The organism is Bacillus inaquosorum KCTC 13429, assembly GCF_000332645.1.
GTDB lineage: Bacteria > Bacillota > Bacilli > Bacillales > Bacillaceae > Bacillus > Bacillus inaquosorum.
The window spans coordinates 136,100-158,891 of the sequence record NZ_AMXN01000006.1; the positions used below are offsets into that span (position 1 = coordinate 136,100).

Genomic DNA, 22,792 nt, shown 5'->3' on the forward strand with positions numbered 1-22,792 from the left:
TTTTTTATATTAATCACAACAGCATGATGTTTTAGCAACAGAAGGTTTTGGTGTTAGTTTACAAACTCCTGTTTCAGGTAGTTTTAATTCCACACGTTCAGCAGATTCCTTATCACCAGTGATATATGCCACAACAGAACGAGCCTGCTCGTAACCAGTAGCTAATAAGAATGTCGGTGCTCTTCCGTAACTTTTTGAGCCAATAATATAGAAGTTTTTTTCAGGTTGTCTTAATTCTTTTTCGCCATGTGGTCGAACAGTTCCGCAGCTGTGGATATTAGGATCAATTAAATTAGCCAAATCTGGCACGCACTCTAAAGCAGAATCAAATGTATGGCGAATTTCTTTTAAAAACTGAAAATCTGGTCTTGCACCTGTATTCGCAATAATTTCGTCTACATCTTTAATTATTTTTTGTTCCTGTTGCTGGAATGCTAGAATATTTAATTTACCGTCAGATGTGGATGCGATATTTTCAATGAATGTTGAAGGGTACGATTTAATAAGTCCATTTTCTAAGATGCCCCGTAATTTTGTCCCTAATTGCCCTCTAGCAGGCAACTGATCATTTCCTTCTCCCCCGAAAACTTCTGTAATATCCTGTTTTCTTAGAATCCAGATGATCTCTGTATTTTCAGTTTGCTCTTTTAACTGTGTTAAATCTAGCAAAGTATTTACAGCTGAATGACCACTCCCAACAACTGCAACAGTCTTATTTTTATATCGATTTCGATCCCGATTTAAAATATCTGGAATTCCATAATAAATCTGATTAGAAATCCTTTTTTCAGCATCAGTTATGAGTCCTTCAGCGTTTATTGGATTTGGATTTTGCCAAGTACCTGTAGCGTCAATAACTGCTTTTGCTTCATATATTTTCTCTTCAGTGTTGTTTACTTTCACTCGAATGATAAAGGGTGCTTGATCTCTGCCTTTTGTTTTGACTTTATCAAACCCTTTTTTTCCAACATGAAGAACAGGGCTGTTCACATGGATATAAGGTTTCAGTTCAGGCAGTTCCGTTAGTGGTTTTAAGTATTTGGAAACAATTTCTTGTCCTAGTGGGAGTTCATCTTTTGGAGGAAGAGGAATAACGTGTTTTTGTAACAATTCTTTTGCTGCTTGGTCTATATTATATTCCCAGGGTGAAAACAGCCGTACATGCCCATAATTTAAAAAGTTGGTTCCGATTTCTTTTCCTGATTCAAACAGAATAAATGATTCGTTTCTTTTAACAAGATGAGCTGCTGCGGCAATTCCTACTGGTCCTCCCCCAATAATGGCTACTGGTAATGTTTTTTTCATAATATGTATCCTCCTATAAATCAATTTTTTTTGATATATAATTTAAAATAATTCCCTTCCTAGCGAGAAGGGCGGAATAAACAGCATAATTCTGCTGATAGCAAATGGTTTATTTCTTTTTCGTTCAATGAGTAATAACTCCATGTACCTTTTGTTTCTTTTGTAATTAAGCCTGCATCTAATAAAATTTTTAAGTGATAAGATAACTTAGATTGTGGCATCTGGATTTCATCAATTAAATCACAAACACAGGTAGAGCCACGTTCACAAAGAATGTGTAACAAATGAAGCCTTTTTCTATCAGATAATGCTTTAAACTTTTTTTCGTAATGTTCAAAGGTCTCTTGCAACTGCTTATTCTCTAGAGGTATTTGTAACAAATGAAGTCCTCCTCTGGTTTATTAATCAAATAATTTTGATGTTCTTATCATAAGTGAAATAAGAAAGGAAATCAAGATAAAAATCAATTTTTTTTGATGTTTAAATTGCTACTCATTTATATAAGCGTTGACTTATATTATTAACTTATTATACAATGTGCGCAAGGGGGGGAGGAGAAATGACTACTCAATCTAATCTTGAAGCTGTTAATGTGGTACATTGCTTAAAAATTTTAAGCGATCAAACGAGGCTCCTAATAATGAAACTTCTTCAAAGTAAAGAATACTGTGTTTGTCAGTTAGTTGATATGTTTCAAATGAGTCAACCTGCTATTAGCCAGCATCTCAGTAAACTAAAAAAAGCAGGACTTGTACATGAATCTAAAAAAGGGCAATGGCGTTTTTATTCTATAAACCAATCATGTCCTGAGTACGATTTGATACTGTCTATTCTTAATAAGATTGATTGTCACGATACGTTGTTACAGTCAATTAAACAAAAAGAAACTCAGGTTTCTTGTCGTTAGGAGGTTCTATGTTGTTATCGTCAATCTTAGCTTCACTTATTTTTGTGCTGACTCTTGTATTTGTTATTTGGCAGCCGAGAAACTTATCTATTGGCTGGTCAGCTTGCGGAGGCGCCGCATTAGCCTTAATTGTAGGAGTTGTTAATTTTCAAGACGTTATAGATGTGACGGGAATTGTTTGGAATGCAACATTAGCGTTTATTGCGATTATCATAATTTCTCTAATTCTCGATAATATAGGTTTCTTTGAATGGGCAGCCTTACATATGGCTAAAGCAGCCAAAGGTAATGGTGTGCTGATGTTTGTTTATGTGACGATACTGGGGGCAATTGTTGCAGCATTTTTTGCGAATGATGGTGCTGCTCTTATCTTAACTCCAATTGTTTTGGCTATGGTTCGAGCTTTGAATTTTCAAGAAAAATTGGTTTTTCCATTTATTGTGGCAAGTGGGTTTATAGCAGATACTACATCCTTACCACTGGTTGTCAGTAACCTTGTCAATATTGTATCAGCAGATTTCTTTCACATTGGATTCATTGAATATGCATCGAGAATGATTATTCCAAACCTGTTCTCGCTTATTGCGAGTATCATTGTTCTTTACCTTTTCTTTAGAAAAAGCATTCCAAAACATTATGATCTTTCTGAAGTTAAAAAGCCTGTTGAAGCTATAAAAGATCAGAAAATGTTTCGTATTTCTTGGATTGTTTTAGGACTCTTGTTAGTTGGCTACTTTATAAGTGAACTGTTTTCAATACCTGTTTCCATTATAGCTGGTATCATTGCTATTTTATTTCTCGCAATGGCGCAAAAGAGTTCAGCCGTTCAGACGAAACAAGTTCTTAAAGGCGCACCATGGGCAATTGTATTCTTCTCAATAGGTATGTATGTTGTCGTATATGGATTACGAAATGCAGGTTTAACAGATGTTCTATCTGATATTATCCAAGCTGCGTCTAACCAAGGATTGTTCGCGGGTACTATTGGGATGGGCTTTATTGCAGCTATATTGTCTTCCATTATGAATAATATGCCTACCGTTATGATCGATGCATTAGCGATTGCCGGCACAGATGCACATGGGATAGTGAAAGAAGCATTAATATATGCAAATGTGATAGGCTCTGACTTAGGACCTAAAATAACACCAATTGGTTCACTGGCTACACTTTTATGGTTACATGTTCTATCTCAAAAAGGTGTAAAAATTTCTTGGGGAACATACTTTAAAACAGGAATTATCTTAACAATCCCAACACTATTTATTACACTTGTTGGTCTTTATATTTGGCTTTTGATTATTCATTAAACTTTAAGGAGAAGATGAAAATGTCAAAGAAAACAATTTACTTTTTATGTACTGGAAACTCTTGTCGCAGTCAAATGGCTGAAGGATGGGGTAAAAAATACCTTGGAGATGAGTGGAATGTATACAGTGCCGGAATTGAAGCACATGGATTAAATCCGAATGCTGTTAAAGCTATGAAAGAAGTTGGTATCGATATCTCTAATCAAACATCAGACATTATCGACCCTGATATCTTAAACAATGCTGATTTAGTTGTTACACTTTGTGGTGATGCAGCTGATAAATGCCCGATGACGCCTCCTCATGTAAAGCGTGAGCATTGGGGGTTTGATGATCCGGCAAAAGCACAAGGTACAGAGAAAGAAAAATGGGCGTTTTTCCAAAGAGTACGTGATGAAATAGGGAATAGGTTGAAGAATTTTGCTGAAACAGGTAAATAGAATTGAATCTTTTCTTTACAAAGGATGCATTTTTTAAATGTGTCCTTTTATAAATATAGCTTTACAAACGTACACTAAATTCTTGCCCTGAATCACATCATTGTAATTAAATGTACATGCTCTTTTATTCTTTTAGAGTATAAAAAAGAGCAGACAATTAAGGCATTCTGCTCCAAGTTTTTAATTTTCCAAAGAAAAAATAAAATTTAGTCAAAATCATTCCAATTATCTAAGTAGCGGTATAACGTTGTTTTACTGATACCCGTCTCTTTGGTAATTTGCTGAATGGTATACTTTTTGCTTTGATACATCTCCATAGCACGGCGGACATTATGATCAGGTTTTCTCGGACGTCCTGTATTTTTCCCCTTTAATTTTGCCTCTTGAATTCCAACCTTTGTGTTTTCACTAATTATGTCAAATTGAAATTCGCTGACTCTTTCTAAAAAATCGAAGAAAATGGAGCCGTCTTTTTTGGAGGTGTCCACTTTATCTAAAAACGAAATAAAGTTGATTTGTTTTGTTTTGAAGAATTGAATGATATCAATTAGGTTTTTTGTAGAGTCGGCAATACTGTACAACTTATAAATGACTACGGTATCTCCGATGTTTAAACTTCTACATAATGACTCAAATTCTGGTCTGTTTTTTGCTGAATTTGTTTGTTCAATATATATCTTTTCACAGTTGTATTCTTTAAGTGCGGCTAGCTGTTTTGTTACATCCTGATCTTGACTAAACGGACGTGCATATCCAAAAATCAAATCATCAACCCCTGATGAATTTTGTATATTTTATTATAACAAAATAAGATGGATAGCGCAGAGTGCGCTATTAGTTCCAAAAAAGATCTATTTTGGTACAAAAAATTGTAGACATTTGAATTCTTGTTTGTTACATTTTAAATAGTTACAAACGGCCCTGACTTCTATGAGAGTTAGAAGTCAACAAAAATAATCATAAAGAGGTGTACTGTATTTTATGTTAAAAAAATTAAATATGGAGTGGTTCTCAAATATAAAGGGGGACTTATTAGCTGGTATTGTCGTTGCTTTAGCTTTAATACCTGAAGCCATTGGTTTTTCCATTATTGCAGGTGTTGATCCTATGGTAGGATTGTATGCTTCATTTTGTATTGCTGTAGTGATTTCTTTTGCAGGTGGCAGACCTGCTATGATTTCTGCGGCTACTGGGGCTATGGCTTTGTTAATGGGAACGTTGGTGAAGGATCATGGATTACAGTATCTGTTTGCTGCTACGATCCTGACGGGTATCATCCAAATCATATTTGGGGTTCTGAAAGTGGCGCGATTAATGAAATTTGTACCTCGATCGGTCATGGTAGGTTTTGTTAATGCACTGGCCATTTTAATTTTCATGGCACAAGTTCCTCATTTTGTTGGTATATCCGGTATGACATATGTGTTTGTCGGCATAACCTTAGTCATTATTTATTTGTTCCCGTTTATTACAAAAGCTGTTCCAAGTCCTTTAATAGCGATAGTATTTCTCACGGTCGTTTCTATTTGGGGTCATTTTAATGTTCAAACAGTTGGAGATTTAGGAACAATCAAACAAGCTTTGCCGAGCTTTTTGATTCCCGATGTTCCATTAAACTTTGAGACGCTGTCAATTATCTTCCCGACTTCTATTGCTCTTGCTGTCGTTGGTCTGCTTGAGTCGCTGTTGACATCTTCAATTGTAGATGACATGACAGACACAGATAGTAATAAAAACAGAGAGAGTCGAGGACAAGGCATTGCCAATATCGTTGCAGGATTTTTCGGCGGTATGGCTGGATGTGCGATGATCGGTCAATCTGTTATTAACGTAAAATCCGGAGGGAGAGGCAGGCTGTCAACCTTTACGGCTGGCGTGTTCCTCATGTTTTTAATACTCGTTTTAGGTGAATGGGTTGTTCAAGTTCCTATGCCTGCATTGGTTGGCGTTATGATTATGGTTTCAATTGGAACATTCGATTGGTCTTCGCTCCGAACGCTTAGAAAAGTCCCACTTACTGATACAGTTGTCATGATTGTTACTGTGATTACAGTTGTAGCAACAGATAATTTATCCATTGGTGTAATTGTAGGAGTCATATTAAGTGCCATATTCTTTGCTTCTAAAATTTCAAGAGTAAGGGTCGATATCACTACTGTTTCAGATAAAGAAGTTGTTTATGATATTAAGGGTCAAGTGTTCTTTGCTTCTGTTCAAGATTTTGTGAATTCATTTTCATATGAAGATGTAAAAGAACGTATCGTGATGAACTTTTCCGAGGCGCATATTTGGGATGATTCAGGTGTCGCCGCAGTAGATAAAGTTGTCTTGAAATTCAAAGAACATCATGCAGATGTTAAATTGGTTGGCTTAAACGAGTCAAGCCACAATTTGATTGAAAAGCTTGCTACTTACAAAAATCCGAACGCACAGCCGTCAGGTCACTAAGGGGAAGGTGAAGGGGTATGTATAAAAATATCTTGTTGGCAGCTGATGGATCAGAACATTCTATTCGATCAGCAGAACATGCAATCCGTATAGCAAAACTGGTACCTGATTCAAGAGTGGAGATCATTTATGTTAAGGACTTTTCAAAAGCAAAAAGTGAAGTGCTCCATACTTCTAGTACTGAAGAATTGGAAATGGAAAGACGTAAGAAGTTAGACCCGATTATAAAAAAATTTGATCAAGCTGGTGTACAACATGATTTAATCATGAAACATGGAGAACCAGGACCCACAATTGTCTCTTATGCAAATGAAAATCAATTTGATATGCTCATAGTAGGCAGCAGGGGATTGAATTCATTACAGGAGATGGTGTTGGGTAGTGTAAGCCATAAAGTTGCTAAACGTGTGAACTGTCCTGTGCTGATTGTAAAGTAATTGTTGAACAAGTCGATTAAGAATAAAATCGGCTTGTTTTTATTGTGTGTAGCCATATGAACTGGACACCAATGAAATATATTAATTAACACTGTCTGTTTATGAAAAGCACTACTTCATTTTTACAAGGAAGAAATCATAATTTCTAATCAATAATATAAAAAGGGTAGTACGGACGTTTATTGTTTGTGCTCACCATTTTTTAACCATAATTTATATAAACGTATGGAAATGATGGCAAATGAATATAAGGAATGTAATGAAAATAAGCTTTCATAACCAATGATATGGATTTACTATGTTGAGGGCCTAGTGGGTGTATAACCCGTGGAGGTTCAAGTCCTCTCGGTCGCATCAATGATACCAAGGGTTGATTCCCTTGGTATTTTTTGTGTTTGTCTATAAATTGTCTACTGCCACTTACCTAAAATAAGTCATCTAATTTATCAGCCATTTCCTTCTGTTTGTTTGGATATAGGTGTCCATAAACATCAATTGTTGTTTTTACAGAACCATGTCCTAAACGCTCTTTAATTGTAATGTAATCTTCTCCTTGGTGTATTAATAGTGCAACATGTGAATGTCTAAAATCATGTAAACGTATAGGAGTAAGATCGCTGTCCTTGCAAAAGTATTTAATCTTCCGACTGAAAATATCTTTTCTTGAAGGTGTATCTTTATATTGAAAGATATAGGTATCATTTGAATGTCTAATACCTAAATCATTAAACAACTCTTTTTGTGCTTCTCTCCAAACCTCTAGTAGATTTAGCAATTTTTTATTGATACTAACTCTCCGAATCGAATTTTTGGTTTTTGGTGTTGTGACAACAAATTGACCATCAAGCCAGGTACAGGATTTATGCACATCTATTTCTAATAAGATTTTGTCAATATCTTTCCATTGCAGGGCGAGCATCTCACCACATCTTAGTCCAGTTAAAAAAGCAACGGTATAAAAGGTTTTAAACAATAACTGGTCTTGAGGTATTAAACTAATAAATTTTTTGAATTCTTCTGGTCTCCAAAACTTCATTTTCTTTCTTGTTAAAGGTAATCGCTTAACATTGTCACATGGATTTCTTTTTAAGATTTCTTCATGTACAGCTGTATCAAAAATTTTGCTTAGACTAGTCATTATATTATTAACCGATTTATTGCTTAGACCTGTTTCGATTATATGTTTTCTGAAATCAATTATTTCTCTATGTGTGATTTTTTGTATATCTGATTTCAAAAAGTAGCTAGATATATGTTTGTTTATAATGTATTTCTGATTCTGATAATAGTTAGGTTTGCTATCTATTTCACAATTTGCTAAGTAAATTGAAATAAGAGTCTGAAAGCTTACTGATCTAGACTTTCTTGCTCTTTCTTCCTGAAATTCTCTTCTTAATATTGCTTCTAATTCTAGAGCCTCTTTTCTGGTAGAGGCTACGGGTCTTGTCCGAATTCTTTCTCCAGTAATCGGGTCAAATCCAAAGCTAACGTCAACTTGATACCGACCATTTTCAAGTTTTTTTACAGACATTTTACTTCTCCTTTAACCAAAAGCGCTGATTTCTTGTGAATAAATTTTTCTGTTATTAAATGAGCCAATTTGAGAAAGTTTATAATCGGTAACAAATGATGGTACATTGAAGTAGGCGGCTATTTGTTCTTTGTTAAAACCTTGTATATATGGGAGAGCTTCATTAAGCATTTTATCTGTCAGTATTAATTCAGATGCAAATAGGCTTGCTTGAAGTTCAAGTTTATCTTTTAGAACTTTGGAGCAATTCACAACTTTAAAAGTGTTCAATCTTTTATGGAGGAAATAATGCCCTAATTCATGGGCAATTACAAATTGTTGATGTTGAAGGTTCTCGTTGATATGAATTAAATACTGATCTGTGGCTTTGTCATGTTGTAGTAGACCGTTTGCTTGTCCAAGATCATTTTTGAGTATATAAATATTTTGGATGTTACAAATTTCATAGACATTATTTGTACCATGTGTCTTAATTACTGATTGGACTTTATGTTTAATTCCTTTGCTTGTATAAATTGTTATCACTCTTTCTTCTTTAATTCGTCAATGAATTTAATTCCGTTTTTTAATGCTTTTTTGACAAGGCGTGCAGTTTCCTCATCAAATTCACCATCATTCATAAAAAGGAGTGTATCTTCATCCTTTAATTCCTGTATGGCTTCATTAATTGTTTTATTGAGTAAATCAGTTTCGTTTTTCTTGCTTACTTCATCCTTTCCTAATAAATAGTCTGTAGATACGTTATATAAGTTGCTCAATTTTAAGAGTGTGTCTGTATCAGGATCTCTGTAATCTCTTTCGTAATTAGACAAGTTATTGTTACCGATGTTAAGTTTCTCTGCGGCTTCTTTCTGAGTGTATCCAGCTTTTTGTCGAGCTTCTTTTAATCGTTTGCCTAGGCTCATTTTTATCATCCATTTCACAAAGAGTTGATTTTTATAAAAATAATAACAACATTTTTTGGAGAATTCATTAATTTCACCTATAAGTTAAATAAATAATTAAAAATTCTCCTTTTAGGAGTGTTCATTTCTTCTTTATGGAGAGTTTAATTATCAATATTTCCATATATGTTCAAAAAAATACACTTTAAGGTGAATTTTGTGTTGACTTACACGAAAAGGAGTTTTATAATAAAGTTAATTCACAAAGAGTTGAGTTAACGAGGAGGTGATATTTTGAAAGGAGAGTTTTTAACTGCGAGAGATATTCAAAAAATTCTTGGAGTTAAACAGGCTAAATCTTATGACATCATTAGAACTTTGAATGCTCAAATGAAAGAAGAAGGATATATGGTCATTCAAGGTAAGGTGAGTAGAGCTAAGTTTGAAGAGTGTTATTGTTACAAAGGTCCAAAATCTCAAACGGGGTGATTTTTATAAACATTGATATAACAAACTCGTTTATGAAAGAAGCTGTTCCTTTAGCCAGACAAATGGAAGGTGATTGGATAGCACGAATGAAAATTGCTCTGAATTCAGTCATCATAAATCATTATTTAAACCTTCCCTTAACAATTGAAAATGTTAATGAATTACTGCGAAAAGGCGTTTCATATCGCAGGATATGTAAGCATTATGGCATTGGAAGAAAAGACATTGAAAAGCTGCGGCAATCATCCATAGTGTGACGTTATATACCACTATAGGGAGCCGTTAAGAATCCTTTGAAAGGGGGGTGCGATGAAAATAAGAGTAAATGCAACAATCATTACTGATGTTGAAGCTTTAAAGGCTGATAAGGATTTGAATCATTTTAAAGACTATGCCACTTGTGAAACATTCGTTGTTGATGCTGATAATTATTTGAAGGCTAATGAAGAAATATCTGAGTTGTTAAAAGGTTGGGATTGGTGGTGTATCTGGTCAACTCGTCCATTGAGTAAAAAGGATAACCAAGTGTTTACTTTGTATAACGATGATTTATATAACTTATGTCGCTAGGAGTGTTTGTTCCTTGAAAACTACATATAGACAAAAAAAGCGCCTTGACGAATGATCATCAAGAACGCCGTGTAAAGATTAGACACCTTTATTATACGGCACTTTTATAAAAATGTCATGCGTGAGTATTTGAGTGATGAACAGCAATCACTTTAAATGCTGTAGCAGGCTAGAATAAGCGTGCGGAATAGCTGTAGTCAGCTTGATGGCTATAATTAGCCTACTAGGTTGCCATGAGGGCATAAAGCCGTTAGCAACTGATAAGCGCCAAGATGGATCAGAACCGGAGCGAATCAAAAACATAAAATCGAAATTAATGTTCTTTTGTAAATAAATTATAAAAAAATGAAATGGGGATATGAAAAATGAACTTAAACTTTATTGTACCGGATATCAATATGACTTTTGGAGACATGAAATTCATGGGACTTAACAGAGAAAGGTATGTTTATGATCGTGAAAATAATAAGCGTACTGACGTACTGGAATCTAGGATTTATAACATTGCTAGTGCTGTTCAAGGTGGTCAAATTGAAGTAACTATTCCTGAGTATGCTGGGGCAAAAGAAATTCCTCCTTTTGCAGATATTGAGTTGAAAAACCCAAAAATTAGTGCTATGGCGACTAGTCAAAGGGATTCGACGTATGCCAATGTAATGTGGAAACTTGAAGCTGATGATATTGTTGTTAAAGGTGGCTCTTCTGTGAAACCTGCCGCGGCAACTGGCGGGAATGAAAAGAAATAACATGATGCTCTCATATCGGCAGGCGGGTGATGTATATGAGTGATTTCTTAAACAAAAGATTTTGGAAATACAGGGGCAAACGAATCCGCCCGTACATGAGAAACAACGTAAAATTAGCAGGCGCAATCATCTTTGTGCCTGTTTTTTTATTGTCTATGTTCCTTTTTTGGAGAGAACAACTCATTCATTTTGATCTATCTCAAGTGATAAAAAATTTTGAATGGAATGTGCCTTTAATCTTTAAAAGCGTTTTATGCTCTGTGCTAATTGCTGTTGGGAGCATAGTTGCATCTTACTTTCTTTTGTTTGACAGCTATAAGAAAATCCTTCACAGGCAAAAGATTGCTAAAATGATTTTCTCTAACAAGTTTTACGAAAAAGAAAATGTGAAAGTAAGAAAAATCTTTTCAAATGAAACTGACTCAAAGGAAAAGATCACATACTTTCCTAGAATGTATTACCAGGTCAAAAACAACCACATCTATATTCGTATAGCTATGGACATGAGCCGTTTTCAGAATCGCTTCCTAGACTTAGGAAAGGATTTGGAAAACGGCTTATTTTGTGACTTGGTTGATAAACAAATGGAAGAAGGTTTTGTATGCTTTAAGCTTCTTTACGATGTCAAAAAGAATCGTATTTCCATTGATGATGCAGTGGCTGAGAATGGAGTCCTTCCGTTAATGAAGCATATCTCATGGCAATTTGATAAGTTGCCGCACATGCTTATTGCGGGTGGTACAGGTGGAGGGAAAACATACTTCATGCTAACGATCATTAAGGCATGTGTTGGACTGGGGGCAGATGTAAGAATACTAGACCCTAAAAATGCAGATTTAGCAGACTTGGAAGAAGTACTTCCAAAAAAGGTCTATTCCCAAAAGAACGGTATTCTTATGTGCCTGAGAAAGTCTGTAGATGGCATGATGGAACGAATGGATGAAATGAAGCAAATGTCTAACTATAAGACAGGTGAAAACTATGCCTATTTAGGCTTAAAACCTGTTTTTATCTTCTTTGATGAATATGTGGCGTTTATGGATTTGTTAGATATGAAAGAAAGAAACGAAGCCCTTTCTTACATGAAACAGTTGGTCATGTTGGGGAGACAGGCGGGTTACTTTCTCGTTTTAGGGGCACAACGTCCAGATGCAAAATATTTGGCTGACGGTATTCGAGATCAGTTTAGCTTCCGTGTGTCGTTAGGTTTAATGTCAGATACGGGCTACGGGATGATGTTTGGTGATGTTGATAAAGCATATGTGAATAAAAAAGAGACAGGGCGAGGATATGCCAATGTTGGCACTGGTTCAGTGTTGGAATTTTACAGCCCTATCGTGCCGAAAGGATATGATTTTATGTCGTCTATTAAAAATGCGCTGGTTGGAGTCGAGGGAGCGCAGGCGACGGCAGTCGCCAGCGGCAGCGTAAGCGACCAGACGGCCAGCGGCGAAGGAATGAGCGAAGCGAATGGATGAGCTAAAACAACCCCCCCACGCTAACAGGGGGGTAGTAATCGTAAAAGAAAAAAATGAAACCGTTGAAAGTCCTTTGGTATCAATGGTTGACTATATTCGAGTCTCTTTTAAAACTCATGATGTTGACCGAATTATTGAAGAGGTTCTTCACCTTAGCAAAGACTTTATGACTGAGAAACAATCTGGTTTCTATGGCTACGTTGGCACGTACGAACTGGACTATATCAAAGTCTTTTATTCTGCACCAGATGATAACAGAGGTGTTTTGATAGAAATGTCCGGTCAAGGTTGCCGTCAATTTGAATCCTTCTTGGAATGCCGGAAGAAAACATGGTACGACTTCTTTCAAGATTGCATGACACAAGGCGGTTCATTTACTCGCTTTGATTTGGCGATTGATGATAAAAAGACGTACTTTTCTATACCGGAGTTATTAAAGAAAGCCCAAAAGGGCGAATGTATTTCACGTTTTAGAAAATCCGATTTCAACGGCTCCTTTGATCTATCTGATGGCATTACAGGCGGAACGACAATATATTTCGGTTCTAAAAAGTCAGAAGCGTACCTTTGCTTTTATGAGAAAAACTATGAACAAGCAGAAAAGTATAACATTCCTTTAGAAGAACTAGGCGATTGGAATCGTTATGAATTGCGGCTTAAAAATGAACGTGCACAAGTGGCTATAGATGCTTTATTGAAAACAAAGGATTTAACCTTAATCGCTATGCAGATCATTAATAACTATGTAAGGTTCGTTGATGCTGATGAAAACATCACTAGAGAGCATTGGAAAACGAGCCTTTTTTGGTCTGATTTTATAGGTGATGTTGGGCGACTTCCTTTGTACGTCAAACCACAAAAAGACTTCTATCAGAAATCAAGAAACTGGCTTCGTAACTCTTGTGCTCCCACTATGAAAATGGTGCTTGAAGCCGATGAACATTTAGGGAAAACCGATCTGTCAGATATGATTGCAGAAGCTGAACTGGCAGACAAACATAAAAAAATGTTAGATGTGTACATGGCTGATGTTGCTGACATGGTTGTTTAAAAACAAGCTGCTAAAGCTTTATAAACACAGGTGATGCGATTAAACGTATGTGTCAACGGTACCGGAACGAAGTGAGGATAAGGAGTTGACATATTCAGCGCTACCCAAACCCTCTTGGCATTGAACAAACAACCGTTTGTTCCTGCCTACCGGCGAGGGAGTCCCCCGATGATTCGGGGGAATAGGGGGCTAGATTAACAGCAATCCAACGGGCTTCCGTTGGTGGGTTGGGTGAAACCCAAGAACTTAAATCGGAGGGATAAGATGTTTAACATTAATCTGTTGAATCAGGCCCGACTAGAGAGTGATTTGGAGTCTCTTGGCTGTTTAGAAATTGCTGAGGAATTGATTGAAAAAATGATGGAAGATGTCTTTTACAGTGACGTAGCTCAAAGGGTCATAGTCCAAACTCTTGCGGTTATAGATAACATGAATGCTAAACTTCAAGCCACATTCAACATACTGGAGGATGAAGACGCTGAGACAGATAAACGGAGTGTCGAATTTGAAGGAATAAGCTACTATCACTGAGGGGTGAAAACATGGATTACAAGATTATAAATGAGTCCTCCCTTATAAACACATTAGAACGGCATCTTAATATGGACTTGTTGGATGACGTTCTGGAAAGATTAAGTGATGAAATGTCTTCGGGGTATGATCAAATGATCATTATTCATGTTAGAAAGGATAACGGCGGGGACATGGTTGCGAACTTGTATTTTCACTTTAGAGTCCTTGAAGAAAATGAAACGGAATCAGATGACGGAGGAGTTCTTGTTGAATTTGTAATGTATGACCCTCATGTTATAAGAAAAGATTACGAAGAAACCTATCTTAAAAACGGAGGACGGATATAACGAGGTGATCAAGTGTCTGCGGTTGATAATCACTTCAAAAGGCTGGGCTTTAATGTTGGTATTCCCTCTTTAGTCTTTGTAAGAAGTTTAAGCAGAGACTGCATGTTGGTTGTCGAGGGTGAACGAGTAAAAGGGTTTGCTGAGTATCGTTACACATTCTACAAGACTAGATATTTGCCGGACGGTCGAATGACTAGCTTAAAAGTTTATATGGAGAATCAAAGCATAAAAAGGGTGTTACATCGTGTAGCATCCTTTTTATCTTTCTTGGAAAGAACGAAACAAATTGAACAGGAGGAGTGTGAAATAATTGTTCAATAAAGAAATCGGCTCTGATAAAAAAGAAGATTCATTTTTTCGGTCTGCCTTTCAAAAACTGAAACGAATTGAACGACCAGAAAAAGATAAACAAAAAGTACCTCGTGACAGGTCGAAGCTGATCGCAGTTACACTGTGGTCTTGTGTTGGGGGCTTGCTGTTTATTTGTATGCTTGCTGTGCTTCTATCAATTAACACAAGATCCCAACTTAATGACATAAAAGAAGAAGCCAATAAGCCAACAAATAACGATAAACAAAAAATTTCGGTGACTGCTGCTGAAAACTTTCTATCAGGGTTTATCAATGAATATGTGAACGTGAAGAACGATCAAGAATCTATTGAAAAACGTATGCAGAGCCTTGAAAGCTACATGGTGAAACAGGAGGATAACCATTTTGAAGATGAAGAACGCTTCAATGTGGATGGCTTAAAAGGTGATCGAGAGTTAAAAGGATACAGCTTATATAACGTGAAAGAAGGTGATAAAAACAGCCTTTTTCAATATAAGGTCACATATGAAAATCTATACCCTGTAGAAAAGGAAGTTGAAAAAGAAGTTAAAGACGGAAAGAAGAAAAAGAAGGTGAAAGAAAAGGTTAAAACAAACGAGAAATCTGAAAAACAAATGTTGCTGAATATTCCAGTCACAAATAAAGGTGATTCCTTTGCGGTGTCTGCTGTCCCTTACTTTACACAAGTTTATGATCTGAAAGGCGATATTGCTTCTAAAGGTAAAGAAGAAACTAGAGACGAATATGCGGGCGAGAAAAAAGAATCTATTGAATCATTTCTTCAAAATTTCTTTGAGAAATACGCTTCTGAAAAGAAAGAAGAAATGGTTTATATGATGAAAAAGCCGGAAGCATTGGAAGGAAACTTGTTATTTGGGGAAGTGCAGTCAGTGAAAATCTTCGAGACGAAAAAAGGTTTCGAGGTTTTTTGTGCTGTCCGATTTAAGGAAAAAGAAAATGACATTCCGGTAAATGAAAAATTCAGTCTAGAGATTACGGAAAACAGCGGTCAGTTTTATGTAAATAAACTTAAACATCAATAGGAGGTTTAAATATGGATTTCATGAATTTCTTTATTCTTGGCGCAGACCTTCCAACACTTGGAGGGGTAAAAGGTTGGGCATCAGATGTTGTTATCCAATTCATTACGATCGTGGTCATGTTCATAGCCGCAAAGAATCTTATGAAATTAAAAATGGGCGGCATTATCTTTGTTTGCTGTATTGGTAGTGCGGTTACATGGATTATTAAGCACTGGCCAGAATTCTCCGGCTGGATCAATGCGCTAATGGAAAAATTGTAAGGGGGCATCTGAATGGGGCGTCTGGTGTTCAACTACCGGAAGGCAATGAGAGAGCCGAAAAAGATTCAGCAATTAACCGAAAATTATTCATTACCCTTTGCAGTTGAGTTAATACCGGCTATTAACTATTTCATTTTTGTTGGTCTCTGCTTTGGATTTTGGTACGGCGTGAGGATGATTTTTCCTCACGCTTTTGATAACAGTTTCGTCATCGTGATTTTTGGAATACCGATTTTTTTAACAATGCTTGTTACGAAAATAAAGCCGGAAGGAAAAAACATCTATTTATACTTAATTGATTTTGCAAAGTATTACTTCTTCATCAAGCTTCCACAAAAGAAGTTTTGCAATGACCGAAAGGTTGATTTAAGTAATGAAAAACAAATTGAGTTTCGAAAACTTGTGAAGGTGGTGGATTATTCGAATGAGACTAAAAACGCCTATGAAGGCAATACACAAGAATTTGCTGTTAACAAGAACGGGCGACGTGTGGGCGTACTACCGAATAAAAAGCAATTCGATTCCTATGCAAAATAAAGAAAAAGTTGAATCGTATAAAAAGAAGTGGCAGCATCTTTTTGAAGAAATTACATCTTATGAGGATTTTCACTTGATGATGTATCCAAGTGAGTATGAATTAGAAAAACGATTTAAAGATTTAGAAACAGATATTGCAGCAGATGCAATGGATGTGGCACGTTACTACAATGAAGAAACGGTAAGGCTGTTAGAACAGCGATTAGGAAGGCTGACAAAGTATGACTTCATTTTAGGTGTAAAACTGAAAAGCAGTCTTGTAAATATTAGTGTCGAACTTAAAGACAATATACTATCTTTTTTCAATACAGCGACTGATACAGTCGTGAAGATGCTCGGGTGGGAACAAAATGTTTCCACCTCTTTTTTTGAAAAATATGAGGAAGTTGAAGAAACATTAGCGAATATCATGGCTTCTGTTCGCGGAGAACGGCTTTCAGAATCAGAAATGACATACATTAACCGTTATCACTTTGTACGTGGGTTAAAGCACCAAATGAATGAAGAAAGTGAAATAAAGGATGTTCGCTCTATTACAAACACTATTATAGACCCCACTGACCCATCAGTTTTACATCTGCATAGTGACCAAGATGAAGGCTATTCAGCTTTTGTCGTGATTGACGAATTTCTTCACAATATGTCGGAAAGTGATTTGTTTTATGAAGCGCAGTCTCTTCCCTTCCCTGTTGAAGTGCAAATGAAGATTCAAACGGAATCAAAGTCCATTACCAAGCCTGCCCTCAACATCAAAAGACAGCAATTGAAAGAAGAACAAAAAGAACAACAAAGCACAGGCGATCGAAGTGATGTTTCCACTGTCACAAGTGCCACAATGATAAGGCATTTACAAGATGAAATAAAGAAAGAAGATGTGCATGTGATGAACTGGCTGTCGGTGATAGTCGTTCATGGAAAGACAAAAAAAGAATGTGTGGGAAAAGCAACGATTGTCAAAAGGCATTTAAAAGGCGCTGGCATTACTTGTCGGCTTCCGGTGGCTGATCAACTGAACCTTTTTTATAAAATGCTTCCTGGTGAAAAGTTAGACATAACCGATAAGAACTGGATTCAAAAAACAACGCAAGACGGTGTGGCAGAAAGTCTGTTTGCTGTTAACTCTGATATTGGTTCGAAAATCGGGTTCTTCCTAGGTTGGGTTGATCGTTTTCAAGAGCACACTGATTTAGAAAATGCCATTATGTCCAGCCGTGATTTAGTCTTATTCCACCCTTTCTTAGCGAACCAGCAGTTAAAAGGTTCAAAGACACGTTCTCCTCATTGCTTAATCACAGGAGACACAGGAAACGGCAAGTCATATCTAGCGAAATTGATCTTTAACTATATCACCATGTTAAACATCAAATCTCTGTATATAGACCCTAAAAAGGAAATGAGAAAGTGGATTCAAAGAGTCTTGAATGATGAGTACATTAGAGAGAACTTTCCCTTATATATTGCACATTTAGAGAAATACAACTATATCACGCTAGATCATGAAAACACGCACAACTGGGGAGCGCTTGACCCTATCTCCTTCCTCCCTCCTATGAAAGCAAAAGAGCTAGTTCAAGTCATTTTTGAACAAGTATATGACTTTAAAGGGAAGGACGACATAAACACAGCTTTCCTCCGTGCTACGTCAGAAGTGATTGATGCGAAACAAAACGGTGAACAGGTCGGCTCACTTGATATTATTCGGAAGATGCAGAGCCATCCCGAAGATGCTGTACAAAAAGCTGGTGACTATTTAAATGAAGTCGTGTCAGATTCCATTTTAAAACTTTGTATTCATGATGGTTCAAACCCTGCATTGTCACTTGAAAAACGAATCACCATTTTAGAAGTTGAAAACATGGATTTGCCTGATCATGCTGAACGACTTGAAAACTACACGATATCACAATTAAAGTCTAGTGCGGTCATGTTTGCACTCGGTAAGTTCTGCGAACTATTCGGCATGAATCCAGATGAACAGACTGTTGAATTTATAGACGAAGCTTGGATATTTACCACGTCACAACAAGGAAAAAAAGTAGAAAGACAAATGCGCCGGATTGGTCGCTCATACAACAATGCGGAATACTTCATTTCCCAATCCACAAAAGACGCTTTGAAAGAAGAAGATTCCGGAAACTTTGGCGTTGCCTTCGCCTTTGACGAACCAAACGAACGTGAAGAAGTGTTGAAATGGATGAACATGGAGGTCACAAAAGAAAATAAAAAAATGATGGAATCCATGTTCCAAGGTCAATGCTTATTTAAAGATTACTATGGCCGCACCTCCAAAATTTCAATTGAATGCCTATTCGAAGAATGGCAAGGCGCTTTAAAAACAGTCGAGAAAAAAGCTGTCGCATATGCGGAAGAAAAATATTTGTAAAAGGGGTTGAAACGTACATGGAAATAGCTTTCTTAAACTCTCTTGTTGTCACGAGTCCAGGCTTTTATAAAGCTGAAAAAATCACATTGGACGAAGTGAAACAATGGCTGAAGCATTATGACGGTCGATACAAAAGTTTTATCGGGCATAAATCAACGGCACAGTTTCTGCAAAAATTATTAGGCATCGAGATTGAACAAAACCGAAAGACTTTTAGGCATATGAAATATCAAAAAGCAATCTGTTTCTCTCTGTATGAACGATATCCCGAAAACGTACTGCTAACGCAGAGAGACTTAGAGAAAGCAAGGTACCAATTTTATTTATTAACTCGGTTAGATTAGGAGGTGGCTGTAATGAAAAAGAAACGAATTTTGATTGTGTCGGCTATCGTGTTGCTGTTTTTAACTGTTGCTTCAGCTGTAACGGTATTTTCGGCTGATGGAGATACAACGACGCAGCCAAAAGTCGAAAAAGCTGGCGGCGTGGAATTGAAGGTGAAAAGGTTTCCAATCTCACGCTATCAAGCGAATAATGAAGCATCTGACGATTTAATCAAGGGGGCGTTTGTTGGGCTGACAAACGTCACTTTTTCTTTTGCGGGAAACATTGTCCGTGTGGTTGATGCGGGGATGGATATTTTGTATAACTTGCAACCGATTGACGAGTTCGCAAATTCTATTACAAACGTCTCTAAAACAGTTTATAAAACACTGAAAAAGAATTTCGGTGAAGCTTTATTTATTTTCACGTGCGCCTATGTTGTCTACCTATTCTGTGTGAGAGGTAGCGTAAAAGAAGCAATGCGGCGGAGTATTCTATTTATTTGTGTCATGGTGATCGGTGGGCTTTGGATGTCGAACGCTGGTTATTACATGAAAGTGTTGAATGCCTTGTCTGTAGAAGCGCAAGGAAAGCTTTTAACTGCGGGAAATGGATTGGTTGGCATTGTTCAAGATGAAGGCAATTTTGCAGACAGTTCAGCGATTGAAAAAGGAAAAGAAATGGAAGGCACAGTTGCGGTTATGCGTAATCTTTACTTTGACATTGCTTTGATGAAGCCTTTTTTAATTGTGAATTTTGATGAAACAAGCGAAAAGAAAATCAATGAGGAAGATACAGATAAAGGCGGACTTAATCGTATAGATAAACTGCTTTCTTATAAGCTTTCAGAGGATGGAGAAAAAGATAAAAAAGATTATATAAAAGAGACTGAAATTGATGATTATAAAAATGAATCTATGACTTCTGGAAATGTGTTTAATCAGCTGGGAGAGTCTTTTATCGCTGTGGTCGCTTCTATTGTCATTGGGATACCATTTTTAGCATTAGCGTTCTTTAATTTCTTGCTTCAAGTTGTCGCTTTAGTGATAGTTTTCTTTGTGCCATTTGCTTTCATCTTAGCGTATGTTCCTCAATTAGCTTATTCGGGATTTGTTACGCTTGGACGCTTGGGGAGTGTTTACCTACTGAAAGCAATGTTAGGGGTTATCGTTCTGTTTGTGTACGTGACTTGTTTTATCGTTGACAAGTTAATACCGCCAAATGGTTTTGGAATGTATCTTTTAAATGTTGCTGTCCTTGCTTCAATCCTGTGGATTGGTTTTCACAAGAGGGATGCCATTATCAAGTTTGTGACTGCTGGAAAAGTTGTTTCAGTTGATAATAATATGATGGAAAACATGAGACAAAACATTGTTCAGCCTGCTTGGGAACAAGCGAAGAAAATAGGTGGAGTATGGGGTAACGGAGGCGGCGTATTTACTGACTTTACAAAGCATTTTGAGGGGAGAAAAGATGGTTCAAATACTGATGGCGTAACTGGTGCTTCAAATGGTGTCGGTAATTCACCGAGTGGGGCTGCTATGGGATATGATAATACTCATGCTATTTCAAGAACCCCGCAAAAAGAAACAGCTAACGGAATAGCTAATCATAACAGTCGAAGCTTAAAACGCAATCCTCAAACTCTATCGAAAGAACAAGAAAAGCAAAAACAAAAAGAAGCCTTTGCAAATGCAAAAGAAAATAAACAGCAATCCCATTTAGACAGATTGAGAAAAGACGGAATAAACTCTCCTATGTTGAAAGATGCTTTGAATGAAGGAAATGAGGCTTTATCCAAACGAGCACCTATCTTGCAGGATAAAAAAGATGAATCAGCACGAACAGATCAAAAAGAATATGTGGAACAGCTTCTTAAACAGCCCAATAACCAGCAACAAACTGACGATGCATCATTACAGCATGAAGAAGAACCTACTTCTAATCGTGCGCCTGTCTTACAAGAGAATGAAAAAGATACAGAACGTACTGATCAGAAAGCGTATATTTATGACGAACAAAATCAGAATCTTGAAACAGATCAGCAACAAGATTTTGAAGTCCAGAAAGATGATTCTGTTTCCAATAGTGAGCCTGTAGCACAAGAGAAAACAGCAGAAATCAAACGATCAGATCAAAAAGTCATGATGAATCAACCTGAACCGCAGCTCGGTTTTGAAAGTTCTCAATCTACAAAAGTAGAAAATCAACCTATTGCCGATAACGAACGTAAAATCAGACCATCTGAACCCGCAAAAGTTCATTCAGATGGTATTCGTGTTGATGAAAATCAGGCTGTTGCTCCTGCTGAAAATAAGACTGTATCAAGAGAAAAACAGCCTTCATCACAAACAATTAAACGGACTGAACAAAGCGTTAATTCATTTGACCAAGTGTCTTTGAATGAAATTGCAAGACGCTCTTCATCAAAAGTAGAAGATCGACTGAGAAGGGATGAAAGAACAAGATGATAAGTAAAAAGGTAGTTCTTCCTTTGGTATTCTCGGCTCCTTTTATCTTCTTTTTTGTTTTATGTATCGTAGTGGTTATGACGATTTCAAGAGAAAATCAAGTCGGGGACGATTTTATAGGCGGCGGGGATGGCGAATATGAAACAGTTGGAATTGCGCCGGAAGTGGAACGATTTAGAGCAGTATTTGAGAAATATGCCCGTCGAGAAGGCGTTTTTGACCAAGTGAATATTATTATGGCGCTCACCATGCAAGAAAGTGGTGGGCGTTCTTTAGATATCATGCAAAGTTCCGAAAGTATTGGCTTACCTCCCAACTCCATAACTGACCCAGAACGTTCAATTGAAGTCGGCATTAAACATTTTAAGAAGGTTTTTAAACAGGCTGGCGGTGATGTTCGTTTAACCTTACAGGCATACAACTTTGGTTCTGGATTTATAGACTATGTCAAAAAGAATGGCGGGAAATACACAAAGAAATTAGCACTTGATTTCAGCCGATTGCAAGCTTTTAAAATGGGCTGGAAAAGCTACGGTGACCCAAGTTATGTTGACCATGTCATGAGGTATGTGAAAGGCTCTGATAAAAATGTGAAGCCTGTGAATGGCTCTATGGATTTCTATGAAACGGTCATGAAAGAAGCTTTGAAATATGAAGGGCAACCGTATGCCTGGGGAGGTTCAAACCCGAAAACTGGATTTGATTGTTCTGGCCTTGTTCAGTGGTCTTTTGCGAAAGCTGGAATCACTCTTCCTAGAACAGCACAAGAACAACATGGGGCAACCAAGAAAATAAGTGAAAAAGAAGCGACTGCGGGTGACTTAGTGTTCTTTGGCGGCACATACGAAGGAAAAGCCATTACTCACGTCGGCATTTATGTAGGCAATGGCAGAATGTTTAATTCAAATGATAGTGGAATCGAATATTCTGATTTGAAATCAGGTTACTGGAGAGATCACCTTGTATCTTTTGGACGCATTAAATAA

The 22,792-nt window shown here is 36.8% G+C and carries 27 protein-coding genes and 1 pseudogene; 22 read left to right on the forward strand and 6 right to left on the reverse strand.

Annotated features, from left to right (window positions below; translation table 11 throughout):
- Positions 1-9: 9 nt before the first annotated feature.
- Together BSI_RS05545 and BSI_RS0121405 are read right to left on the reverse strand one after the other, a co-directional pair.
- On the reverse strand, positions 10-1,305 hold the full coding sequence (locus BSI_RS05545) for an NAD(P)-binding domain-containing protein (protein ID WP_003240377.1): 1,296 nt from the start codon (positions 1,303-1,305) through the stop codon (positions 10-12).
- A 59-nt stretch (positions 1,306-1,364) separates the two neighbouring features.
- The gene (locus BSI_RS0121405) at positions 1,365-1,685 is read right to left on the reverse strand and encodes an ArsR/SmtB family transcription factor (protein WP_050556900.1); all 321 of its coding nucleotides are present in this window, start codon (positions 1,683-1,685) and stop codon (positions 1,365-1,367) included.
- A gap of 179 nt (positions 1,686-1,864) precedes the next feature.
- Between BSI_RS0121405 and BSI_RS0121410 the strand changes: the two genes are divergently transcribed.
- From BSI_RS0121410 to arsC, 3 genes are read left to right on the forward strand one after another with little or no spacing between them, the layout of a single operon-like run.
- Positions 1,865-2,212 carry an ArsR/SmtB family transcription factor gene (locus BSI_RS0121410; RefSeq protein ID WP_032732223.1) on the forward strand — a complete coding sequence of 116 codons (348 nt, stop codon included), beginning with the start codon at positions 1,865-1,867 and terminating at the stop codon, positions 2,210-2,212.
- An 11-nt stretch (positions 2,213-2,223) separates the two neighbouring features.
- Complete coding sequence (locus BSI_RS05540) at positions 2,224-3,522, forward strand: arsenical efflux pump membrane protein ArsB (RefSeq protein WP_032732224.1); 1,299 nt, start codon at positions 2,224-2,226, stop codon at positions 3,520-3,522.
- 20 nt (positions 3,523-3,542) lie between these two features.
- Positions 3,543-3,962 carry an arsenate reductase (thioredoxin) gene (arsC, locus tag BSI_RS05535; RefSeq protein WP_003240381.1) on the forward strand — a complete coding sequence of 140 codons (420 nt, stop codon included), beginning with the start codon at positions 3,543-3,545 and terminating at the stop codon, positions 3,960-3,962.
- A 206-nt stretch (positions 3,963-4,168) separates the two neighbouring features.
- Here arsC and BSI_RS05530 read toward each other — a convergent pair whose 3' ends face one another.
- Positions 4,169-4,726: a recombinase family protein gene (locus BSI_RS05530; protein ID WP_003240384.1), complete on the reverse strand. Its 558-nt coding sequence runs from the start codon at positions 4,724-4,726 to the stop codon at positions 4,169-4,171.
- Positions 4,727-4,943: 217 nt separating this feature from the next.
- On the opposite strand from BSI_RS05530, the gene BSI_RS05525 reads away from it, so the two are divergent.
- Both BSI_RS05525 and BSI_RS05520 read left to right on the forward strand, forming a co-directional pair.
- Complete coding sequence (locus BSI_RS05525; RefSeq protein ID WP_003240386.1) at positions 4,944-6,410, forward strand: SulP family inorganic anion transporter; 1,467 nt, start codon at positions 4,944-4,946, stop codon at positions 6,408-6,410.
- Between the two features lie 17 nt (positions 6,411-6,427).
- The gene (locus BSI_RS05520; protein ID WP_003240388.1) at positions 6,428-6,847 is read left to right on the forward strand and encodes a universal stress protein; all 420 of its coding nucleotides are present in this window, start codon (positions 6,428-6,430) and stop codon (positions 6,845-6,847) included.
- Positions 6,848-7,271: 424 nt separating this feature from the next.
- Here the strand turns inward: BSI_RS05520 and BSI_RS05515 are convergent, their stop codons facing one another.
- The 3 genes from BSI_RS05515 to immR are packed head-to-tail and all read right to left on the reverse strand — an operon-like array spanning position 7,272 to position 9,283.
- Positions 7,272-8,378 (reverse strand): tyrosine-type recombinase/integrase, encoded by a 1,107-nt coding sequence (locus tag BSI_RS05515; protein ID WP_003240389.1) that lies wholly within the window; start codon positions 8,376-8,378, stop codon positions 7,272-7,274.
- Positions 8,379-8,390: 12 nt separating this feature from the next.
- Positions 8,391-8,903: a metallopeptidase ImmA gene (gene immA / locus BSI_RS05510; RefSeq protein ID WP_003240391.1), complete on the reverse strand. Its 513-nt coding sequence runs from the start codon at positions 8,901-8,903 to the stop codon at positions 8,391-8,393.
- Entirely contained in the window at positions 8,900-9,283 is a 384-nt protein-coding gene (gene immR / locus BSI_RS05505; RefSeq protein ID WP_003240393.1) for a helix-turn-helix transcriptional regulator ImmR, read from the reverse strand. Before immR ends, immA begins: the two co-directional genes overlap by 4 nt.
- Positions 9,284-9,556: 273 nt before the next feature.
- Between immR and xis the strand changes: the two genes are divergently transcribed.
- The 17 genes and pseudogenes from xis to BSI_RS05440 all read left to right on the forward strand — a co-directional run bounded on the left by xis (position 9,557) and on the right by BSI_RS05440 (position 22,792).
- Complete coding sequence (gene xis / locus BSI_RS05500) at positions 9,557-9,751, forward strand: ICEBs1 excisionase (protein ID WP_003240395.1); 195 nt, start codon at positions 9,557-9,559, stop codon at positions 9,749-9,751.
- On the forward strand, positions 9,748-10,008 hold the full coding sequence (locus tag BSI_RS0121415; RefSeq protein WP_048356433.1) for a hypothetical protein: 261 nt from the start codon (positions 9,748-9,750) through the stop codon (positions 10,006-10,008). Before xis ends, BSI_RS0121415 begins: the two co-directional genes overlap by 4 nt.
- A gap of 52 nt (positions 10,009-10,060) precedes the next feature.
- A complete protein-coding gene (locus tag BSI_RS05495) occupies positions 10,061-10,321 on the forward strand; it encodes a hypothetical protein (RefSeq protein ID WP_003240400.1) in 261 nt (86 codons plus the stop codon).
- Between the two features lie 202 nt (positions 10,322-10,523).
- A pseudogene (locus tag BSI_RS22800) lies at positions 10,524-10,651 on the forward strand (hypothetical protein).
- 35 nt (positions 10,652-10,686) lie between these two features.
- Positions 10,687-11,067 carry a helicase processivity factor HelP gene (gene helP, locus BSI_RS0121420; protein ID WP_009966619.1) on the forward strand — a complete coding sequence of 127 codons (381 nt, stop codon included), beginning with the start codon at positions 10,687-10,689 and terminating at the stop codon, positions 11,065-11,067.
- A gap of 35 nt (positions 11,068-11,102) precedes the next feature.
- Positions 11,103-12,545 carry a coupling conjugation protein ConQ gene (gene conQ / locus BSI_RS05490; RefSeq protein ID WP_003240403.1) on the forward strand — a complete coding sequence of 481 codons (1,443 nt, stop codon included), beginning with the start codon at positions 11,103-11,105 and terminating at the stop codon, positions 12,543-12,545.
- A complete protein-coding gene (gene nicK, locus BSI_RS05485; protein ID WP_032732225.1) occupies positions 12,538-13,596 on the forward strand; it encodes a DNA relaxase NicK in 1,059 nt (352 codons plus the stop codon). The genes conQ and nicK overlap by 8 nt, the downstream gene beginning before the upstream one ends.
- A 264-nt stretch (positions 13,597-13,860) precedes the next feature.
- Positions 13,861-14,127 carry a hypothetical protein gene (locus tag BSI_RS05480; protein WP_003240409.1) on the forward strand — a complete coding sequence of 89 codons (267 nt, stop codon included), beginning with the start codon at positions 13,861-13,863 and terminating at the stop codon, positions 14,125-14,127.
- A gap of 11 nt (positions 14,128-14,138) precedes the next feature.
- Positions 14,139-14,456 (forward strand): hypothetical protein, encoded by a 318-nt coding sequence (locus BSI_RS05475; RefSeq protein ID WP_003240412.1) that lies wholly within the window; start codon positions 14,139-14,141, stop codon positions 14,454-14,456.
- Between the two features lie 12 nt (positions 14,457-14,468).
- On the forward strand, positions 14,469-14,777 hold the full coding sequence (locus tag BSI_RS0121425; RefSeq protein ID WP_032732226.1) for a hypothetical protein: 309 nt from the start codon (positions 14,469-14,471) through the stop codon (positions 14,775-14,777).
- Positions 14,767-15,831: a conjugal transfer protein gene (locus BSI_RS05470; RefSeq protein WP_003240416.1), complete on the forward strand. Its 1,065-nt coding sequence runs from the start codon at positions 14,767-14,769 to the stop codon at positions 15,829-15,831. Before BSI_RS0121425 ends, BSI_RS05470 begins: the two co-directional genes overlap by 11 nt.
- An 11-nt stretch (positions 15,832-15,842) precedes the next feature.
- Positions 15,843-16,091 (forward strand): transposon conjugation system subunit ConC, encoded by a 249-nt coding sequence (gene conC / locus BSI_RS05465; protein ID WP_003240418.1) that lies wholly within the window; start codon positions 15,843-15,845, stop codon positions 16,089-16,091.
- Between the two features lie 12 nt (positions 16,092-16,103).
- Positions 16,104-16,628 (forward strand): conjugal transfer protein, encoded by a 525-nt coding sequence (locus BSI_RS05460; RefSeq protein ID WP_003240419.1) that lies wholly within the window; start codon positions 16,104-16,106, stop codon positions 16,626-16,628.
- Complete coding sequence (conE, locus tag BSI_RS05455) at positions 16,516-19,011, forward strand: VirB4-like ATPase ConE (RefSeq protein WP_219858579.1); 2,496 nt, start codon at positions 16,516-16,518, stop codon at positions 19,009-19,011. The genes BSI_RS05460 and conE overlap by 113 nt, the downstream gene beginning before the upstream one ends.
- 17 nt (positions 19,012-19,028) lie before the next feature.
- Positions 19,029-19,355, forward strand: a complete 327-nt coding sequence (locus tag BSI_RS05450) for a YddF family protein (protein WP_003240423.1) — start codon at positions 19,029-19,031, stop codon at positions 19,353-19,355.
- A 3-nt stretch (positions 19,356-19,358) separates the two neighbouring features.
- The gene (conG, locus tag BSI_RS05445) at positions 19,359-21,806 is read left to right on the forward strand and encodes a transposon conjugation system subunit ConG (protein WP_080030879.1); all 2,448 of its coding nucleotides are present in this window, start codon (positions 19,359-19,361) and stop codon (positions 21,804-21,806) included.
- Positions 21,803-22,792: a bifunctional lytic transglycosylase/C40 family peptidase gene (locus BSI_RS05440; RefSeq protein WP_032732227.1), complete on the forward strand. Its 990-nt coding sequence runs from the start codon at positions 21,803-21,805 to the stop codon at positions 22,790-22,792. Before conG ends, BSI_RS05440 begins: the two co-directional genes overlap by 4 nt.

What these genes read in the sequence shown, in the direction of transcription:
- BSI_RS05545 (WP_003240377.1), bottom strand. Translation starts at nt 1,305, where the DNA reads ATGAAAAAAACATTACCAGTAGCCATTATTGGGGGAGGACCAGTAGGA.
- BSI_RS0121410 (WP_032732223.1), top strand. Translation starts at nt 1,865, where the DNA reads ATGACTACTCAATCTAATCTTGAAGCTGTTAATGTGGTACATTGCTTA.
- arsC (WP_003240381.1), top strand. Translation starts at nt 3,543, where the DNA reads ATGTCAAAGAAAACAATTTACTTTTTATGTACTGGAAACTCTTGTCGC.
- BSI_RS05525 (WP_003240386.1), top strand. Translation starts at nt 4,944, where the DNA reads ATGTTAAAAAAATTAAATATGGAGTGGTTCTCAAATATAAAGGGGGAC.
- BSI_RS05520 (WP_003240388.1), top strand. Translation starts at nt 6,428, where the DNA reads ATGTATAAAAATATCTTGTTGGCAGCTGATGGATCAGAACATTCTATT.
- BSI_RS05515 (WP_003240389.1), bottom strand. Translation starts at nt 8,378, where the DNA reads ATGTCTGTAAAAAAACTTGAAAATGGTCGGTATCAAGTTGACGTTAGC.
- immR (WP_003240393.1), bottom strand. Translation starts at nt 9,283, where the DNA reads ATGAGCCTAGGCAAACGATTAAAAGAAGCTCGACAAAAAGCTGGATAC.
- BSI_RS05495 (WP_003240400.1), top strand. Translation starts at nt 10,061, where the DNA reads ATGAAAATAAGAGTAAATGCAACAATCATTACTGATGTTGAAGCTTTA.
- helP (WP_009966619.1), top strand. Translation starts at nt 10,687, where the DNA reads ATGAACTTAAACTTTATTGTACCGGATATCAATATGACTTTTGGAGAC.
- conQ (WP_003240403.1), top strand. Translation starts at nt 11,103, where the DNA reads ATGAGTGATTTCTTAAACAAAAGATTTTGGAAATACAGGGGCAAACGA.
- nicK (WP_032732225.1), top strand. Translation starts at nt 12,538, where the DNA reads ATGGATGAGCTAAAACAACCCCCCCACGCTAACAGGGGGGTAGTAATC.
- BSI_RS05480 (WP_003240409.1), top strand. Translation starts at nt 13,861, where the DNA reads ATGTTTAACATTAATCTGTTGAATCAGGCCCGACTAGAGAGTGATTTG.
- BSI_RS05475 (WP_003240412.1), top strand. Translation starts at nt 14,139, where the DNA reads ATGGATTACAAGATTATAAATGAGTCCTCCCTTATAAACACATTAGAA.
- conC (WP_003240418.1), top strand. Translation starts at nt 15,843, where the DNA reads ATGGATTTCATGAATTTCTTTATTCTTGGCGCAGACCTTCCAACACTT.
- BSI_RS05460 (WP_003240419.1), top strand. Translation starts at nt 16,104, where the DNA reads ATGGGGCGTCTGGTGTTCAACTACCGGAAGGCAATGAGAGAGCCGAAA.
- conE (WP_219858579.1), top strand. Translation starts at nt 16,516, where the DNA reads ATGAGACTAAAAACGCCTATGAAGGCAATACACAAGAATTTGCTGTTA.
- BSI_RS05450 (WP_003240423.1), top strand. Translation starts at nt 19,029, where the DNA reads ATGGAAATAGCTTTCTTAAACTCTCTTGTTGTCACGAGTCCAGGCTTT.
- BSI_RS05440 (WP_032732227.1), top strand. Translation starts at nt 21,803, where the DNA reads ATGATAAGTAAAAAGGTAGTTCTTCCTTTGGTATTCTCGGCTCCTTTT.